A 19,851-nucleotide genomic window follows, 5' to 3' on the forward strand; every position below is an offset into this window, starting at 1 on the left:
TTTGCAAAAACACCTTTTTTAAAAATTTGGCTTAACTGCTAATTTTGTTTATTTCCTTTGCAAGAATCTCAGGAAATTCACTTGGAGCGCAACTAAACACTGGAAGACCCATGTTAGCAAGCTTTTGACCTACAGATACATTATAATCAGGTTTGCCTTCATCATCAAGCGCAAGTATACAATGCATTTTTAATCCGAGTTGAAGAAGGACACTACAAATCCCAAACAGGTCTTTGTGTTTCCCTCCATCGTCAAGATCAGAAATTAGAAATAGTATGGTCTTTGAATGACTTTTTATTTTTTGATGTACGTAATTTAAAGCCAATCCGATATCTGTTCCTCCCCCCATTGGTACGCTGAACAAAATATCCACTGGATCTTTATATAATCCTGATACATCTGTGATTGAGGTATCAAAAAAAATTAAATGTGTTTTAATACTTTTTAAGGAAACCAATATTGATCCTATTATACTTGCGTAAATTGCGCTGTTGATCATGGATTCGCTCTTATCAATCAATAAAACAATTTCTGGCAATTGGTTTCCTTTATGATAACCATACCACCTTTCAGGAATTACCCTTTTACTGCTTTTTTGGTAATGCTTTAAATTTGATCCAATAGTTCTTTTCCAATCAATCTTTGCATGCTGAGGATTGATCGCCTTACTTCTTCCCGTTAATGCTGATTGAATTGCATTCGAAAGTTTTGGTTTCAACTTTTTTGAAGTTTCCTCAACCAACTTTCTAATTAATATCTTTGCTACCGCTTTCGTTTTATCCGGAAGTAATTCTTGTAACGTTAATATCGTTGCAACCATATTAATGTTTGGTTCAATTTTCTCGAGGAGTTCAGGCTCAAGAAGCATTTCCTTAACTCCCTGTCGCTCTAGTGCATCTTGTTGCAATAATCTAATTACCCCAGGTGGAAAATATGTCCTTATACCATCTAACCATCGCTTGATACTATGCTGAGTTTTTCCTATCCCAGCAGCTCTTTCCACAGAATAAACTTGGGTTAATAATTCTTCCATGGCTTTTTCCTCAATAGAAAGATTTACTTCATCATCCTTCAACCCCTGTTTACCCAAGACCATGGTCCACCGATTATGCATAGTGTTGTATAATTATCAAACAATAATAAAATTTAGACTATTCCACATTTCCTAATACAATGCAATAGATTTCAAAAATGGTTAATTCATTTAACTTATACTTCAACTTTTAACAAAGGAAAAATTGTGTTTGGTTAAGGTTTTCCCCATTTTTCTGCTTTAACCATTTATATAATCTAACAAACAACCTCTTATCTGTACAAAATGAATGTTTAGTAGTTTCTTTAAAAAAGATATGCACGTTTCTCTCTAATTTAAAATATCAGTAATAAATTATTGGTGAGTTCAACTAATAAATACATGGTATTAAATCAAAAATTATAGCAAGTAAAATATTTATGGTTAAGATGAATGAACTTGAACTGCTACTTTTCAAAATTTCATTATGTGGTAAATTAAAATATCAGGCAGAATATAATTTATTAAATTGTTCGATCCACTCTGGATGTGAAGCAACTAAAGATTTTGGCTTATTTACTATAGAATATAATACTAAAGCGGAAGAATTTATTTGATCCTGACCCAACCAACTTTTTATGCCTTCATAACCTTGTGGACATAAGGTATTGGCCAATTCCAAAACGAATTCTTCACAACCTTCAAAATGGATTCCCTTAAATTCAACAAGAATGCATGACCATTCATATAATGCGGGATTAAAATACTGGTTAGGAGCGAAAAAAGACAATTTCAATTGTTCTATAGATAAGATCAATAAGCCGTCTTCATAATTATGTTCCGAAACATGAACCCAATCTTGTTGAGGTGTCATAAAAGGGTGAGCATACAAGGCTGTTCTGGTAAATCTTTTATATAAATCCTTGAATTGGATTATCCTTAATTGAACTGCCGGGATCAAAACCATCCACTTAATCTCTTCATGTATTTTTTCTGGCCCCATTGGTATAAATTCATGATAACTAACTGTCTTAGCCAATAGTTGAAAAAAGTCTGATCTTGCATTTTCATTCATTTCTTGGATGGATGGACAATATTCTAAAAGCCATTTTTTTTCTGCAGAATCTAGGTCAATTCTAAATTTATCATACCAAAAATCATTTATTTGATTCTGAAAAATAAAAATTCCAACGCCAAGCACTACAAGGGGAATTAATATATAAGCATTTGGTTCAGAACTACTATAGCTCCAAAAAAAGTAAACAACTGTAATAACCAAGACTGGAAGAAGAAAATATCTATATGGCATCTTGTTGCGAAAATTTAGCGCACGGGTAAAATTAATTCAAAAAACTCTATATTTGCGTCCCCTTAGTCATTTTAACTAAGGTGTGGAAGGTACCTTAGCTCAGTTGGTAGAGCAACGGACTGAAAATCCGTGTGTCCCTGGTTCGATTCCTGGAGGTACCACAAAAATGGAATCCTGCCTATTAAAGGCAGGATTTTTTATTTATTTAAGAGTTAGATGTTAATCTAAATTGAAAATACATCTCCTTGAATCTCAATCTTTATCTTTGTAATATGAGTCGTTCTATCACAATTTATAACAGCCTTTCAAGAGAAAAAGAGACTTTTAAACCTATTGTTGAAGGAAGAATAGGAATGTATGTTTGTGGACCAACAGTTTATAATGACGTACACCTAGGTAATTGTAGGACCTTTACTTCGTTTGACATTATCTACAGGTATCTGCTCTATGCCGGATTTAAGGTCCGCTATGTGAGAAACATTACAGATGTAGGCCATTTGTTGGATAATGGGGAAGATCGAATGGCAAAAGGTGCCAGATTGGAGCAATTAGAACCCATGGAAGTTTCCCAGAAGTACACCAATGGATTCCATGAAATGATGAAAATTTTTAACAACCTTTCTCCAAGTATTGAGCCTAGGGCTACTGGCCACATAATCGAACAAATAAAAATGACCGAGGATATACTTTCCAGAGGATTCGCTTATCTGAAAAATGGCTCGGTATATTTTGATACGCCAAAATTTATTAAAGAGGGTTATCCTTATGGACAATTAAGTGGTCGAATAGTGGAGGAATTAGTGGCTGAATCCAGAGACAATCTGAAAAATCAAGATGAAAAAAATCACCCGGCCGATTTTGCTCTATGGATTAAAGCTTCAGAGGAACATATTATGCGCTGGGAATCACCTTGGTCAATTGGATTTCCCGGATGGCATTTGGAATGTTCTGCCATGAGTACCAAGTACTTGGGTGAGACCTTCGACATTCATGGAGGTGGCAATGACTTAAAATTTCCTCATCATGAGAATGAAATAGCACAAAGTATGGGGTCGTGCGGTCATCCACCGGCAAATTATTGGTTGCATACCAATATGCTCCTATTAAATGGAAAAAAGATGTCCAAAAGTGACGGCAATACTATTAGTCCACAGGAGTTATTTAGTGGAAACAGTGAACATATTAGTAAAGCTTATTCACCAATGGCTATTAAGTTTTTTATGCTCCAGGCACATTATCGGAGCCCGTTGGATATTACCGATGAAGCTCTGCAGGCAGCTGAAAAGGGGTATAAAAGATTAATGGATGCTTTTAATTTAGTGACTAATTTAAATCCTGATCTGCCCGCTTCAGGAGTAAGAGACCAGGAGATATTAAGCATAATTGATCAAAGTCTCATGTATATGGATGATGATTTCAATGTTCCAAATGCTTTAGCTTCATTATTTGAATTGGCTACTATGATCAATTCATTTAATGATGGTCATATTAAGTTAAATGAAATTGGTCTGGATGTTTGGCGTAATATGAAAAATCATTTTAAAGTCTTAATCTCTGATGTTTTCGGACTCCAGGACGAACACAGTATAGAAGATGGAAGTACTACAAATGGTCTGATGAATTTAATAATAGATCTCCGTAAGGATATCCGGGAAAGAAAAGATTGGGCTTCAGCTGATAAAATACGAGATAGCCTACTTGCTTTAGGAATTCAGCTTAAGGATGGGAAAGATGGTACGTCTTGGAAAAAAAATTGATCTTCCATACAAGCTCCTTTTGTTCTTCTTTCTGAATAAGTCTCTTTTCTCTGTCCTTCCTGTGTTTTTTGCATCATGCACACCAAAGCAAAATAATGTGGGACACCATGCTCCCGAATTTGAAAATATTGTTTGGCTGAATGGACCTGAACAAAAAATAAGTAATCTGCTGGGAAAAGTAGTGCTTTTACGATGGTGGACTGATGGTTGCGAATATTGTACACATTCAGCGCCAAGTTTAAATGACTGGAATATAAATTTTCGAGATTCAGGTTTGTTGGTCATTGGAATGTATCACCCTAAGCCTGCTCCTCAGGATGTTGACTTAAATGAAATCTATAAATTTATCCGAGATAAGAAATTTGTCTTCCCAATTGGCATTGATTCGGATTGGAATAATTTAAATAATTACTGGTTAAGTGATGGTCCAAAATCCTTTACTTCTGTGAGTTTCTTAATAGACAAAAAAGGTAAAATCAGACATCTCCATCCCGGTGGTGAGTTTCATAAAGACACAATTATAGGCCATGAGAAATGTATTTCAGATTACTGGCAAATGGATAGCATCATAAGGGTTTTAATCGCTGAATAGTTTTTGTACCTACCTTTGCAAATATGCAAAAACACATTCTCAATCAACTTTTAAAGAAAAAAAGCCTGGGTATAAGGAGTATGGCTGTTTTGATCGATCCTGATCATCAAAAAATGCAAAATATTGATGACATTATTTTAGAGGCTAATGCATGTTCAATTGATTACTTTTTCATTGGTGGAAGCCTTATATTGCAGGATCGGATGGATGAGGTGCTTAAACTTATTAGAGAACAATCGACCATCCCAAGCATAATTTTTCCTGGAAGTGGGTTTCAGATTAATGTACAGGCGGATGCGTTACTTTTTCTTTCTTTAGTTTCGGGAAGAAACCCGGAATTTCTAATTGGCAAACATGTTGAGGTAGCTCCAAAGCTGCATAGCTCTAAAATAGAAGTAATTTCAACGGGGTACATGCTTATTGATGGCGGATCCAGCAATACAGCTAGTTATATTTCTCAAACCTTGCCCATACCTCATGATAAAACTGAAATTGCTGTTGCAACAGCTTTAGCTTGTCAGTTTTTGGGTTTTCATTTGTTATTTATGGATGCAGGTAGTGGCGCCAAGCGAAGTGTTTCGTTACAACAAATAAGTAAAGTCTCTGAAGTAGGTGACCTGCCATTAATTGTTGGAGGCGGTATTAAATCTGGTGAGCAAGCTTATGAAATGTTAAAAGCTGGTGCTGATGTGCTTGTTATAGGAAATGCGATTGAAGAAAAACCAAAGCTCATCAGGGAAATTAGCGCAGCAGTAAAACAAATTAACGCATTGGATCTTAGGAGGGTGTAATATGAAAAAGGGGCTTATAATTCGCTCAACCGGCAGCTGGTATGAACTTATTGACCAGGAAACCAATAATAAATACAGCTGTCGCACAGCCGGTAAGATGAAATTATTGAAAAAAGATCTTTCCAACCCAATTGGAGTAGGTGATTTTGTCGAATTTGAACCAGAAAGTGAAAATCAGGGTATTATCCACAAAATTGAACCGAGAAAAAATTACATTGTACGCCAAAGTCCAAAGAATAAACATCAATTGCATTTAATTGCCGCTAATATTGATTTGGCAGTCTTAGTCACCACTTTAATTCAACCTACTTTCAAACCAGGGTTCATTGATCGATTCCTAATCACAACAGAGCCCCAAAACATTCCTGTTTTAATTGTTTTTAATAAATCTGATCTTTGGAAAGAAAGTGAATTTCAATTATTTGAAGATTGCAAATCTATATATAGACATATAACCGCCGGACTTTTAGAGGTATCCACGGTCACATTAAAAAATATAGAATTATTAAAGAAAAATTTACTTGGCAAAACTTGCCTGGTTGCTGGCCAATCAGGTGTTGGAAAAAGCAGTTTGCTAAATGTTTTACAACCTGGTATTGGTTTGAGAACTTCTGATATTTCAAGTTCAAGTGGCAAAGGAACACACACAACCACCTTTGCTGAAATGTTTATTCTTGAGGATGGTTCGCGCGTCATTGACACCCCTGGAATCAAATCACTAAGTTTTAATAATCTTGAAATAATGGATGTCGCTCATAATTTCAAAGAGTTTTTTGAAACTTCGGTTGGATGCCGATTTGGATCCAAATGCACGCATAGAAATGAACCCGAGTGTGCCGTTAAAATGGCAATTGAATCCGGACATATTTCATTTCAAAGGTATCAAAACTATATCAACCTTATCGATGAAATCGAATCGCAAAACTACTGGGAAAGAAATAAAAAATTCTGACGTCCTTAAAAACTGGTTTTTAACCTCGAATCTCTACTGTGTCTCTCTATAGCTAACTCAATAAGTCTATCCAATAATTGGCCATAAGGAATACCACTGGCTTCCCATAACTTTGGATACATACTTATACTGGTAAAGCCCGGCATAGTATTGATTTCGTTTATAACAACAGTTCCATCTGGTTTTAGAAAGAAATCAACTCTGGCAAGACCTTCGCATCCAATTATCTGAAATGCCTTTATTGCAGCTTCCTGAATGTTGTGCTCTTCCTCCTTGGATATTAATGCTGGGATAACCAACTTAGCTCCATCTGCATCAATGTACTTGGCCTCATAAGAATAAAATTCTGCCTGAGCAATAATTTCTCCTACCACCGAAGCCATTGGATTTTCATTTCCTAAAATCGCACACTCCACCTCCCGACCCTCAATTGCCTCTTCAATAAGAATTTTTTTATCGTATTGAAATGCATCTGATATTGCAGATTCAAATTCTATATTGGTATTAACTTTATGCACACCAACTGAAGAGCCGGCATTTGCGGGTTTAACAAAAAGTGGTAATCCTAGTCTTTCTACCACCGCCTGAAATTTCAATTCATCTTTATTTTTCCTGTGCACACAAATGAAATCTGCAACTGCAATTCCCGAATCTCTCCAAAGTCTCTTTGCAATATCTTTATCCATCCCTACAGCTGAAGCCAGAATATCCACCCCTACAAAAGGGATATCCAAGGCTTTAAGCATCCCTTGAACAGTACCATCTTCACCAAATGTTCCATGTAAAATTGGGAAAACAACATCTAGATGATTAAGATTCTGGTTAGTTTTCTTATCTATTGTAGAAATTAAATTATTCCGCTTGACTAACATTATTTCTGAATCAATTTTAGGATTTTCGAGCTTTTCCAAATTTTCTACCCCAGACAAAAATTGTTGCTCTTGATTTAAAAACCACCTTCCATTTTTATCAATTATTATCAAAATGATATTGTATTTATTTCTGTCGAGTGCCTCTACAATGCTTCTCCCAGATCGTAGGGAAATTTCATGCTCGGCTGATTTTCCACCACAGATAATTCCTAAATTAATTTTTTCCATTCAATAATTTATCAAGTTTTAAAATACTATTTTAAATTTAGTAATGTAGGTCGATAATTAAATTTTTGAAACTATACATCGTTAATAGATAACATACAAAAATTATTTATCACTATTTTTTCCTCTACAGAATATTTGGTCAAAATTTTTAAAAATTATATATATCAACTCTTCATTTCTAATTCATTCCACAATTTAAATTTTTCATGTCTGTTTTGACAATTAGGAGTAAAATGTCATAAAATTAATTGAACTACACTCTTTAACAAATTATTTTTAATGCCTTTGGCAGCACTTTAAAAACTAAGATGTCTGTCTCACCTCTATATTCTCCATCAATGTGTAGATCTGTTAATCTGTTCAAATGAATTATACCTTCCTTCATTGCATAAATTGTTGTCAATTTCGATTGATCAAATCGCTTGGTGAAAACGTCATACATCACTCCCGGAACTTGATAAAATTTTGGCTTTTTAAACAAAACAACTTCTGCAATTCCATCCCAGTTTTTTGAATTTGGTGAGATATATGCTTCATTTCCTAATTGTGAAGAATTGGCAATTTCCAATGTTAATAATCCGGTAAATGTTTCATTAAGAAAATTGGCTTGTATTACGGGATATTTTGAATATCCAGACAAACCCAATCTTAAGTATGCTCCAAAACCCCTTCGACCATCTTTTCCAAAAATTTTGGCAACATAGGCGTCAAAACCTACTCCTGCTGTATTACAAGAAATAAAATCGTTCACCTTAATCACATCACATTCAATAAAATTCTTTTTTTTAATTTTTTCAAAACACGATTCAATATTTTTACTTATACCCATATGGCCTGCAAGTCCATTACCTGATCCACTGGGAATTATTCCTAATAAATTGGAACCAAACAACATGTTTTCTGAAATCTCATTGACTGTGCCATCTCCACCAACAGCAACAATAATTTGATTATTTTGCGCTCCTAGCTCCTTTACAATTTCCTTGGCGTGCCCTGGGTATTCGGTTACATGAATATTAATTTTATATCCTTCAAAACCAACATTGATTTTTTGAATAATGCCCCGCCCCTTATAGGATCCTGACTTTGGGTTTATTATAAAATGATATTGTTCCAAAAAATGATTTTAAAATACCTACACTTAGAAAAATATTTGCAAAGATAGGTCTTTTGTTCTTTGATTTTACCAATCCATAGGTATTTAGATAAAGCCATTTGAACTGTTTCCTTATCTTTGCACATTTATTAAAAACAGGATTTTATGTACAAAGAAATCAAGAGCCTGAATTTACAGGATATTGATCAGGAAATACTTAATTTTTGGGAAACTAACAAAGTATTTGAGAAAAGTATTGAAAATAAAACTGGAGCCGAAAATTTTGTATTTTATGAAGGTCCTCCCTCCGCAAATGGCAAACCCGGGATTCATCACGTTATGGGTAGAACTGTGAAGGATATCTTTTGCAGGTATCAGACTTTGATTGGTAAGAAGGTTTTTAGAAAAGGTGGTTGGGATACACACGGCCTTCCAATTGAGTTAAGTGTAGAAAAAGAATTGGGTATTACAAAGGAAGACATTGGAACCAAAATAACTATTGACGAATACAACCATAAATGTCGTGAAACAGTAATGCGTTTCAAAAGTGAATGGGACGAACTTACCAGGAAAATGGGATATTGGGTTGACCTTAATAATCCTTATATCACTTTTGAAAACGATTATATTGAATCGGTTTGGTATCTACTGAAAAAAATTTATGAAAAAAATTTACTTTATAAAGGTTTTACCATTCAGCCATATTCTCCAGCTGCTGGAACTGGATTAAGTACCCATGAATTAAATCAACCAGGCTGCTATAGAGAGGTAAAGGATGTCTCTGCCGTGGCTCTTTTTCAATTACAATTAGAGCCGCAGCTCGGAATTAATTCTTTCTTAAAGGATTTTAATCCTCTATTTTGTGCAGCATGGACTACTACGCCGTGGACCTTACCTTCAAACACTGCTCTGGCAGTTGGTGAAAAAATAAAATATTGCATTGTTGAAACCTTTAACCCTTATACAAAGTCTAAAAATTATATAATTCTTGCCAAAGATCTAATCTCAAAATGGTTTAAACCAGAAATGGAATGGATATCATCTGACCCTTTACCAGAACCTTTGGACAAAAACATAAAGTATAGAATCGTAACTCAGGAATTTCCAGGAACTAGCTTGAAGGGTATCAGTTATCTTCCGTTGTTCAACTATTCAAAACCAACTGATGGGGATGCATTTAAAATTTTAATTGGCGATTTTGTTTCTACAGAAGACGGAACTGGTATTGTACACATAGCACCATCCTTTGGGGCAGATGATATGCGCGTGGCTAAAAAATATGGGATTGGCTCGTTAACATTAGTAGATAGACAGGGTAAATTCACTGCTGAAGTGACCGATTTTGCTCATGAATATGTAAAAGAGGACTTCCTTTCCGAAGAAGAAAAACATCATGAAAAAATTAGACTTGGATTAGATCGCTATCTTTCTGTTGACGAGCGTATAGTGATAAAACTTAAAACAGAGGGGAAACTTTATAATGCTCAGAAATATGCCCATAATTATCCTCATTGCTGGCGAACTGACAAACCGGTATTATATTATCCGCTAGACAGTTGGTTCATTAAAGTGACCGCCATTAAAGATCGTATGGTGGCATTAAATAATACTATAAATTGGAAACCAGAATCTACAGGTGTTGGCAGATTTGGACATTGGCTGGAGAATTTGCAAGATTGGAATTTATCCAGGTCTAGATATTGGGGAATTCCTCTCCCGATCTGGAGAAACAAGGCTGGGGATATTACAAAATGTATTGGCTCAATTGAGGAGTTACAACATGAAATAGCGAAAGCTAACAAATTGCTAAACCTTTCTCAAATTATTCCACAAGATTTACATAGACCCTTTATAGACCAAATCGTTTTGGTAAGTGAAGAGGGTAATGAACCCTTGCTTAGAGAACTTGACCTGATTGATGTATGGTTTGACAGCGGGGCTATGCCTTATGCCCAAATTCATTATCCTTTTTCCGGAATTAGTCTTTCTGCAGAAAATTTTCCTGCTGACTTTATTGCGGAAGGAGTAGATCAAACCCGCGGTTGGTTTTATACACTTCACGCAATTGCAGCCCTTGTTTTTGATTCTGTTGCCTTCAAGAACGTAGTATCAAATGGATTGGTATTAGATAAAAATGGTGAGAAAATGTCTAAAAGAAAAGGGAATGTAATTGACCCTTTCTCCACGCTATCAACCTATGGGGCCGATGCTACTCGTTGGTATATGATAAGTAATGCAGATCCTTGGGAAAATTTAAAATTTGACTTAGATGGAATTACGGAAGTAAGAAATAAATTTTTTGGCACTCTTTTCAATACCTATAACTTTTTTGCAATCTATGCCAATGTAGATCAATTTAAATTCAATAAAGATAACATTATTCCTGTAGATAAAAGACCAGAACTTGATCAATGGATATTATCAAGACTGCAATCTTTAATCAAAGAATATAAAATCAACATGGATAATTATGAACCAACCATATGTACTAGGTTGGTGGAGAAATTTGTGAACGATGATTTATCCAATTGGCATGTGCGTCTGTCGCGAAGAAGATTTTGGAAAACAGATTCTTCAATCGAAAAGATTGCAGCTTTTAGCACTCTATATGAATGTCTGGTATCTGTCAGCCAACTAATCGCACCTTTTGCTCCGTTCTTTGCAGACTGGCTGTATAAAAATTTAACAGAAGGTTCTAATGATAAATTTTCAGAGGATATTATTTCAGTTCATTTATCTTCTTTACCACATCCAAATAATGCTTGGATAAACCTTGACTTAGAGAGAAGAATGAATTATGCACAAAGAATTTCATCTCTTATTCTGTCTCTGCGAAAATCGGAAAAAATTCGTGTTAGACAACCTCTATCCAGAATATTACTTCCAATTTTAGATGAAAATTTTAAGGCAGATATAAAACTTGTTGAGGATTTAATCAAAGCAGAAGTAAATATTAAGAATATAGAATATATTTCTGGAGATACTGGTATAGTTAAAAAGAAAGCCAAACCAAATTTTCGAACTTTAGGAAAAAAATTGGGTAGGCATATGCAGCAGGCGATTAACATCATATCAAATTTTGATAACCTTCAAATACAAAATATTGAAAAACACTCCTTTATCGAAATAAAAATTGATGATAATATGTACAACATAACTAAGGAGGATGTTGAAATATTTTCGGAAGATATTCCTGGATGGTTGGTTAGTTCCGATAATGATATTACTGTAGCCTTGGATATCAACCTTACAGAAGATTTACTTTTAGAAGGTACCGCAAGGGAAATAATAAATCGGATTCAAAATATCAGAAAATCAAGAGACTACAATATTACGGACAGGATTCTTATTAAACTTGAAAGTCACCCCGAAGTGATAAAGGTCATTCATGTTTTTAAAGAGATGATATGTAATGAAGTCCTGGCAGATGAATTAGAGGTTTGTGAGGATATTTTCGATGAAAAAATGGAACTAAATGTTAATTTAACTATTGCTTATGAAATTATTCTAAGCAGTAATTAATCACCCGTAGTATTAAACCAAAATTTATTTGAAAAAATTCTGGCAATTATTATTTAGGTATTAAATTCAATAATTGCCAAAAATCAATAAATAATCATTGAAAACGATTTATAACTTACTTAAAAACTCTTTGACCTCTTGAAGAGTTTTTACATCTAGGCTTAATTGAAATTTGTCGTTGGAAATTATCTTTTTTTCAACAAACCCTAAATAATAATCTAACTTTCCTTTTCCCAACACAATATATATAACTTCTTCACCAACTGGTAAAGGACCAAAACAAATCTCCTCCCCATTCCCATTACAACAAGGAGATATCACAGCATTTGAGCTTTTAAAAACACAAAAGACCTGAATTGAAATGCTGTCTCCCCTCATGGGAAAAATAGGATTAATACAGGGCTTCGTTTTTTCAAGTGACTGAAATTTTGCAAAGTAATCGCAATTTATCCAATTTAAACGTTTTGGAAAACATTCAATACCTATAAAAGCTCTTGAAGAATCTTCCCATCTTACTTTAAAAACATTGTTCTGAACATTTGGATTCGCATCCGCTTCCACCCAATTTATACCAGAAATAGTTTCCTCTCCGTAAAATAATTCCATGGTTGGTGAAATTGGTTTTTCATAAACCAACCTGATTTGATAATCCATTCCTTTGGCAAGTTCAACTGGTTTGTTTTCTATATATGCTTTCACATTAAACATGCCTGCAGAAATCAATACTTCATTTCCCGAGTTTGTTCCCACACTATTTTCTATCATTTCTTTTTTGTTTAATGCTCTTTCAACAACAACCTTTATAATTTTTTCACCAGCTGGAATACCATTGAGAACAAAGGAATTAGCTTTAAAGCTTATGAAGGAACCATCGCTAAAATAAAAAGTAGTTCCATGGTTATTATAAAACTCAAATGAAGCTTTGTATGTTTTTAACTCACCAAATGAATTTAATATTTTATCTCTATCTGTTATTAATATATTGTTTGATTCACTTTGAATAAACTCATCTATATCTCTACAAGATGAAATGGAGAAGTATAAAATCAGGAATAATAAAACTTTTCCTAATAATAATTTTAAATTTTTCATTTTTTAATTTTTTGTCTACTTGTTTGACTTTAAAACAACTCCCTTTGTTGCCTTGTAATTTATCTGATGTTATAATTTATTCCAAGCTTAATATGATAGGAGACATATCTCTGGTCTAAAGAAAAATCTCTATTGCTGAAAGTGTTCATAAAATAAATGACGCCAGGCTCCATAAATATTTTAATATCAGGAGAAATACTTTTGGATACCTGAAAATTTAAAAAAGCAAACGCACCAACCCTAGTTTTAAAAACATCCTGCCCAGTTGTACTTGCCGTTTGGACAGACGTTGGTCTTAGAAATGAATCATAGATTATCCCTCTGTGATTTGACCATATATTAATTCCTATGCCAGGTTGAACAGAATACCAAATATTTTCCCTTCTAAATTCATAGGCAAATGAAATTGGAATATGAATCATCCGATGATAATTATTTATACGTAAATATCGTGACCCAAATAATGTATCGATTCTTATTAACTGACTATCTTTGTATACCTGTACTACCTTGTAATCATTGGAATTTCTATATTTAAACTGTTCATAAATGTGTTGATATTCTACCCCCGCCCTTATGGCAAATTGTGAAAAGGAAAACACGGCCCTAATACCAGCTATTCCAGAGATCATTGATTTTTCTGATTCAAGCCTTTTTTGCTGGAATCCCTCGCTATGTTCTGATTTGGTAATTAACTTATAAGGATTATATCCGGGGCCTGCATAAATCTCAAGTGACAGCTTTCTTGCATTCTTCCTTTTAAAATTAAAGCATTCCGTGTGTGTGTTTTTTCTAATGTCGCATTCTGATTGTATCACTAATTCTCTTGCTCGAGGAGGTAAAAATTCTAGTTTTGTTAATTCTTCACCTGGTTGAGTATTAGTATTTTTTCCTGTTATTATTTCATAAAACAAGTCCTTGATTTTGAACTTTGGAATTCCTGTATTGTAATTTTGTTTTAATGTGGTATGCCCCGAATCGCTTTTGTTTGCAAGAATTAATTTTTTATTTTTCAACTCTATTTTACTAACATTTGATAATTCATCAAATACTATTGATTGATCCTCTTCCTTAAATTGGTTTTTTATTGGTATTAAATTGGATTGATACGCTATTTCATTCAATTCAAAATTCTTGCTATCATATAAATTATTATCAAAAACCAAGGAATTTTTTTTCTGTATATACCTTGATACACTATAACCGGCTATAAAAATTATACTCAAATAAAAAATAGGTATGAAAAATCCTCTCCTTTGTTTTTTCTTCGGTAAATTTTTTTGAACATTTAACCAAATCTGCTCAGGAACTTTTTTTTCTTGGAAATAAAATTTTTCTTTTATAATATCTAACCAATTGTTTGTCATATTGCATATTTTATTTCAGCTTGTATTTCAGATATTTTTTTTGCTAAATAATTCTTCGATTTATGTAATTGGGATCTACATGTCGATTCCGTTATTTGCAGCATCGACGCTATTTCATCATATCCATATCCTTCAATAATATGTAGATTAAAAACGGTCCTATATCCAATAGGCATTTTTAAAAGTAGTTGCTCGAGTTCCTGATAGCTCATTCTCGAAACTGCATCACATTCAACTGAAACGTTAGTCACGATCTCATCCTCAAAACTCAACCACTCGGTCTTTGCATTCTTCAGACTGGAAAGGCAGGTGTTTACCATAATTCTTCGAATCCATGCGCCAAGGTCTCCGCTTGCATTCCAACTTTCCAAATGAATAAAAACTTTGATAAATCCATCTTGTAAGCAATCTTCTGCTTGAACTTGACTTTTACAGTACCTCTGACATACCGCCATCATGACGGGTGCATAATTGTCGTATAGGTTCTTGCAAGCCTTTTGATCCCCATTCAGACATTTATATACCAGAAGTTTATTGTCCATCCTTGAGACTTGACTGCCTGAAAGTAATATTTGTTGCCTCAAAAAGACAATTTCAATAAAAATAGAAGAAACTGTTTAAACCCTGTTTGTTACTCGACCAGCAAAAATTATAATTATATAAGATTTTGGTCTGCAATTGATCCTTGATTTAACCACACAATATCTTAATTGCTCATTAATCTGGTTCAAATCCCAGGATTAGGTTAAATCTGGCATAACTCTTAAGGGATGCGTTCTGTTCAACTAACCATGGTTTGTCAAAGCCGAATCCATAATCAAATCCAAGCAATCCAAACATTGGTAAAAATACCCTTACCCCAACTCCAGCTGATCTTCTTAAATCAAAAGGATTGTATTCTTTGAAAGAATACCACGCATTTCCTGCTTGATAAAATGTTGTGGCATAAATAGTTGCACTAGGATTTAAAGAAAGTGGGTATCTCAATTCAGCCGTAAACTTGTTGAAAATTGTAGCGAAGCCCCTATCTACCGTATTATAATATTCATCCGTATTTCTTGCGGCAATATCTTCGGGTTCATAGCCTCTCATTGCAATTATATCCCTTCCTAAAATGGCAAAATTTTGGTTATTCAAGCCATTTCCACCCAGTGAAACCCTTTCAAAAGGCGGTGCACCAAGTTTCTTATTATAATACCCTAACATGCCCATTTTGGCATTAAAGGAGAAAACCAATTTGCTGACAAGATTAAAATACCACTCCCCATCAAATCTCCATTTATGGTATTCTACCCATTTGTACTTTTCTGTCGGGGAATCTGCTGGATTAAAATCTTTCTTAAACAATGAATAGGGAAGTGTCAATTGGGCAGATAAGCTTAATCTGGATCCCGAACGAGGAAATAGCGGTTCTGAAACTGTACTTCTTGCGATCGTGTGCTTAAAGGAGAAATTATAAAAATTTCCATCTCTGATCGCAACACCATCCACGATAAATAATGGATTATCTACCAATGATATTCTCTCTAGATTTATGGCACTGGTTCGGATAAAATTATCATCAGGCCACCTCAGTTGTGATCCCAAAGCTGCCGAAAACCTAAGATTAGTAAATTTTCCTTGCCCAACCGAAGTATTGTCAACCTGTGTAAATACCCCGCCTAAAGTAAAAGAATTCGGTTTTTTCCCTCCCAGCCATGGCTCGGTGAATGAAAAATTATAAGATTGAAAAAATTTACCATTGCTTTGTGCCCTCAATGAGAGCTTTTGTCCATCTCCCTGAGGCAATGGGCTCCATGCCGACTTTTTAAAAATATTTCTGGTGGAAAAATTATTAAAAACCACCCCAAGTGTGCCAATTAACCCAAATGCACTCCAGCCTGCAGATAACTCTAATTGGTCAGATGGCCTTTCTTCAACAGAATATTCAATGTCCACGGTTCCTCTCCTAGGATTGACAGGTGTATTGATTCCCATGGTTTCTGGGTTGAAAAACCCAAGTGCCATAATAGCCCTTTGGGACCTGATAATATCTGATCTACTGAATTTTTGACCTGGCCTTGTCCTTATCTCTCGGCGAACTACATGTTCATTTGTTCGATCATTGCCCTTTATGGTAACCCTGTCAATGGTAGCCTGTGGCCCTTCAATTATTCTGACTTCAATATCCACTGAATCCTCGTAAATATTCATCTCAATGGGTTCAGCCTTGAAAAATAAATATCCTTCATCCATGTACAAACTACTCACATCTCTTCCATCTTGGCTAAAACTTAACCTTTTTGCTAAAAGGTCCTGATCATAAACATCTCCTTTTTGGATTGAAAGGACATTTTTTATTTGATCTTCCGGGTATAAACTATTCCCCTTAACAGTAATGTTTCTGAAATAATACTTTTTCCCTTCCTCAATTTGAATTTGAATTTTAAGATTTCCTCTCTTCGTTCTCCAAATCGAGTCATTGGTAATTTCTGCATCTCGGAAGCCTTTTGAGTTGTAATAAGCTATTAGTTTCAATTTATCCTCTGCAAAATCATCTTCAATATATTTCGATTTTGAAAAAACTTGCCATAAACGCTTCGTTTCTTTTAATTGCTTTCTAAGCTTGGAGGATTTTATATGCTCATTTCCTGAGAAAGTAATGTTGAAAATTTTCACCCTTCGCCCCTTATCTATATCAATCACTAGCCTTGCAGAATTTTCCTTCTTTTCTTCCTTAAATTCAAAAATTTTAACCCTACAGTCTAGAAATCCTTTTTGTAGATAATGATCTTTTATCCGATAAATGATGTTTTCCTTTACATCTTCTGTAATGATACTGTTTTTCAATAACTGGCTGTTTACCAATTCGTTCAACTCCTCATGAGCTCCTTTTTTTACGCCCTTAAAGGAGTGCTTCGAATATCTTGGCTTTTCTGAAACCTGAATTTCGAGGATTACTACATCCCCCATTATTTTAGAAAATTGTATATCAACAGCTGAGAATAACCTCTGTCTATAAATTGATTTTATTGCTTGGGGTATTTCCGGACCTGGTACAGAAACTTTTTGCCCCACCCTTAACCCTGAAATTCCAATGATTGCGTTAGCATCGCTATATTGATTTCCTTTAACATGGATGGCGCTTATCTCATATGACTTTTTATCATAATCAAGATAAGTCTTCTCCTGTGCGTGGATCAAACAAAGACAAAAGCTAAGTACAATAAAAATATAATTTCTCATAAACAAAAAAAGACTAAAAGAATACAACGCTAAAATGCAATGTCTCATTGCAAATGCGAAGTTATTAATAAAGATCGTGTATTATAGGATTTGTTGCTCAATTTAATCTGGATTTGAACCTAATTCTATAAGTTCTTAATTTTGGGAATATGATTTCCTACATGCCTTCCTTTTTTAATATTCAAGATGAGATACAATTTACGATCTCTTAATTGCATGTCTGAATAGATTAGTAGCTGGTTTTTCTAATAATGGGGAATATGCAATATAATACTCAACTGGCTATTGGTTAAAATCAAATCAATTTTTTCCTTAATGATTAGCAGTTTATTTTTGTCATTTGTAAAAGTTTAGCTGCAGACAATTTAGATCAATAATTTAGTTAGATCCTTGTTGAAAGCTTTATTAAAATATATAATAGAAAAGTTTTTTGAATCTAAAAAATATCCTGAACTCAGCTTATGGATGGATGACGTTTGAATTAATTAAACTTTCTGAATTTGATACTTTATAATCAATAGTTCTGCTATTTTTGTAAAAATTTGCTTTGAGACTTTTATCTATATTAAGTGCCTATATTTTTCATCCTCTTTTTAGTTTTATCTATACTTTCTTTTTATTAGTATGTCTTAAACCCCATTGGTTTGGTATCAATCATTTTAGTGACTCAGGTTTATTGATAATACTTGTCTTAATTTATACTTGCGTTATTCCATTAGTTGCTGTTGCCTTATTAAAGTTTGTTGGTTTGATCAAATCTTTTGAAATGACCGATAAATACGATAGGATTATACCCTTGATTATTTGTCTTATTTTTTACTTATGGATGTACGTCAACTTGAAAAAAGATGATAATATCCCAAAAGTATTCATTGCCTTCATTTTGGGAAGTATCATTTCAATCGTCTTGGCTTTCGTGATTAACAATTGGATGAAATTGAGTTTACACATGCTTGCCTTCGGAAGCATGCTTTGTTTTTGGTTATCCCTCAGATTATATTTTTGTCAGGATGGTGTTTATTATTTTAGATTTTCTAACCTAAATACATCTGAATTTCACTTAAATCATCTTATTGGCATTTTAATTTTCTTAAGTGGGTGGGTGGGAAGTTCCAGAATTTTGCTTGGCGTGCATAATTTGGAAGAAGTCTATTTTGGCTTTATAATTGGTTTTATCTCTATCTTGTTGGCACTTTCTTATACTTTTTAATATGAACCAATTAGAAGAAATCATCCTCAAAACCTGGGACAACCGGGATCTGTTGAAAGAATCTCCAAATAAATCGGCTATACAGGAAGTTATCCGTCTACTGGATATTGGTTCTATAAGAGTCGCCGAGCAACTTTCCCCTGGAATTTGGAAAGTTAATGAATGGATCAAAAAGGCAATATTACTTTATTTCCCGATCTCTGAAAATAGAGTAATTAATGCAGGAGATTTGAAATTTTATGATAAAATTCCAACTAAAACCAATTTCGAAGAACTCGGCGTGAGAGCGGTCCCTCATGCTATCGCTCGATATGGAAGTCATATAGAACGAGGTGCAATTTTAATGCCCTCTTATATAAATATTGGAGCTTATGTTGGGTCGGGTTCTATGATTGATACTTGGGCTACCATAGGCTCTTGTGCACAAATTGGTAAAAATGTGCACATCGCCGGTGGTGTGGGGGTTGGGGGTGTATTAGAACCTCCTCAAGCACAACCCAATATTATTGAAGATGATTGTTTTATAGGCTCAAGGTGTATAATTGTAGAAGGGGCAATAATAGAGAAAGAGGCAGTTCTGGGAGCAAATGTTGTCATTACTTCTTCAACTCATATAATTGACGTTTCAGGTCAAGAACCAATTCATTATAAGGGAAGAGTTCCGGCACGCTCTGTTGTGATTCCAGGATCTTATAATAAAGAATACCCCGCCGGATCTTTTCAAATACCATGTGCATTAATAATTGGGAAAAGAAAAGAAACAACGGATAAAAAAGTCTCTCTAAATGAGGCTTTAAGAGATTTTGGAATTGGTCAATAAATTAAA

Annotated in this window: 15 protein-coding genes and 1 tRNA gene; 8 read left to right on the forward strand and 8 right to left on the reverse strand. The window is 34.2% G+C overall.

All coding sequences use genetic code 11. From position 1 onward, the window contains the following. Positions 1-31: 31 nt before the first annotated feature. Together IPJ83_00845 and IPJ83_00850 are read right to left on the reverse strand one after the other, a co-directional pair. Positions 32-1,033, reverse strand: a complete 1,002-nt coding sequence (locus IPJ83_00845) for a VWA domain-containing protein (protein MBK7879096.1) — start codon at positions 1,031-1,033, stop codon at positions 32-34. Between the two features lie 484 nt (positions 1,034-1,517). Continuing rightward, positions 1,518-2,321, reverse strand: coding sequence for a hypothetical protein (locus IPJ83_00850; protein ID MBK7879097.1), 804 nt, complete (start codon positions 2,319-2,321; stop codon positions 1,518-1,520). An 88-nt stretch (positions 2,322-2,409) separates the two neighbouring features. Between IPJ83_00850 and IPJ83_00855 the strand changes: the two genes are divergently transcribed. The 5 genes from IPJ83_00855 to rsgA all read left to right on the forward strand — a co-directional run bounded on the left by IPJ83_00855 (position 2,410) and on the right by rsgA (position 6,413). Next, positions 2,410-2,482: transfer RNA gene (locus tag IPJ83_00855), tRNA-Phe, on the forward strand. A gap of 111 nt (positions 2,483-2,593) precedes the next feature. Beyond that, positions 2,594-4,078 (forward strand): cysteine--tRNA ligase, encoded by a 1,485-nt coding sequence (locus IPJ83_00860; GenBank protein MBK7879098.1) that lies wholly within the window; start codon positions 2,594-2,596, stop codon positions 4,076-4,078. After that, positions 4,044-4,670, forward strand: coding sequence for a redoxin domain-containing protein (locus tag IPJ83_00865; GenBank protein ID MBK7879099.1), 627 nt, complete (start codon positions 4,044-4,046; stop codon positions 4,668-4,670). The genes IPJ83_00860 and IPJ83_00865 overlap by 35 nt, the downstream gene beginning before the upstream one ends. Positions 4,671-4,693: 23 nt before the next feature. Then, positions 4,694-5,461: a geranylgeranylglyceryl/heptaprenylglyceryl phosphate synthase gene (locus tag IPJ83_00870; protein MBK7879100.1), complete on the forward strand. Its 768-nt coding sequence runs from the start codon at positions 4,694-4,696 to the stop codon at positions 5,459-5,461. A gap of 1 nt (position 5,462) precedes the next feature. Then, positions 5,463-6,413, forward strand: coding sequence for a ribosome small subunit-dependent GTPase A (rsgA, locus tag IPJ83_00875; GenBank protein ID MBK7879101.1), 951 nt, complete (start codon positions 5,463-5,465; stop codon positions 6,411-6,413). A 5-nt stretch (positions 6,414-6,418) separates the two neighbouring features. Here rsgA and ddlA read toward each other — a convergent pair whose 3' ends face one another. Next, positions 6,419-7,513 (reverse strand): D-alanine--D-alanine ligase, encoded by a 1,095-nt coding sequence (gene ddlA / locus IPJ83_00880; protein MBK7879102.1) that lies wholly within the window; start codon positions 7,511-7,513, stop codon positions 6,419-6,421. Between the two features lie 262 nt (positions 7,514-7,775). Next, positions 7,776-8,630 (reverse strand): hypothetical protein, encoded by an 855-nt coding sequence (locus IPJ83_00885; GenBank protein MBK7879103.1) that lies wholly within the window; start codon positions 8,628-8,630, stop codon positions 7,776-7,778. A gap of 144 nt (positions 8,631-8,774) precedes the next feature. On the opposite strand from IPJ83_00885, the gene IPJ83_00890 reads away from it, so the two are divergent. Next, positions 8,775-12,131 carry an isoleucine--tRNA ligase gene (locus IPJ83_00890; GenBank protein ID MBK7879104.1) on the forward strand — a complete coding sequence of 1,119 codons (3,357 nt, stop codon included), beginning with the start codon at positions 8,775-8,777 and terminating at the stop codon, positions 12,129-12,131. A gap of 108 nt (positions 12,132-12,239) precedes the next feature. Here IPJ83_00890 and IPJ83_00895 read toward each other — a convergent pair whose 3' ends face one another. The 4 genes from IPJ83_00895 to bamA all read right to left on the reverse strand — a co-directional run bounded on the left by IPJ83_00895 (position 12,240) and on the right by bamA (position 17,815). Further along, positions 12,240-13,223, reverse strand: coding sequence for a hypothetical protein (locus IPJ83_00895; protein MBK7879105.1), 984 nt, complete (start codon positions 13,221-13,223; stop codon positions 12,240-12,242). Between the two features lie 59 nt (positions 13,224-13,282). Then, entirely contained in the window at positions 13,283-14,590 is a 1,308-nt protein-coding gene (locus IPJ83_00900) for a hypothetical protein (GenBank protein ID MBK7879106.1), read from the reverse strand. Next, positions 14,587-15,132 carry an RNA polymerase sigma factor gene (locus tag IPJ83_00905; protein MBK7879107.1) on the reverse strand — a complete coding sequence of 182 codons (546 nt, stop codon included), beginning with the start codon at positions 15,130-15,132 and terminating at the stop codon, positions 14,587-14,589. Before IPJ83_00905 ends, IPJ83_00900 begins: the two co-directional genes overlap by 4 nt. A gap of 175 nt (positions 15,133-15,307) precedes the next feature. Then, positions 15,308-17,815: an outer membrane protein assembly factor BamA gene (gene bamA / locus IPJ83_00910; protein MBK7879108.1), complete on the reverse strand. Its 2,508-nt coding sequence runs from the start codon at positions 17,813-17,815 to the stop codon at positions 15,308-15,310. Between the two features lie 547 nt (positions 17,816-18,362). Here bamA and IPJ83_00915 point away from each other — a divergent pair. Further along, the gene (locus tag IPJ83_00915; protein ID MBK7879109.1) at positions 18,363-19,025 is read left to right on the forward strand and encodes a hypothetical protein; all 663 of its coding nucleotides are present in this window, start codon (positions 18,363-18,365) and stop codon (positions 19,023-19,025) included. Position 19,026: 1 nt separating this feature from the next. After that, the gene (locus IPJ83_00920; protein ID MBK7879110.1) at positions 19,027-19,845 is read left to right on the forward strand and encodes a 2,3,4,5-tetrahydropyridine-2,6-dicarboxylate N-succinyltransferase; all 819 of its coding nucleotides are present in this window, start codon (positions 19,027-19,029) and stop codon (positions 19,843-19,845) included. Positions 19,846-19,851: the final 6 nt, after the last annotated feature.

The sequence above is a fragment of the Candidatus Vicinibacter proximus genome (genome assembly GCA_016713905.1).
Taxonomy (GTDB): Bacteria; Bacteroidota; Bacteroidia; order Chitinophagales; family Saprospiraceae; genus Vicinibacter; species Vicinibacter proximus.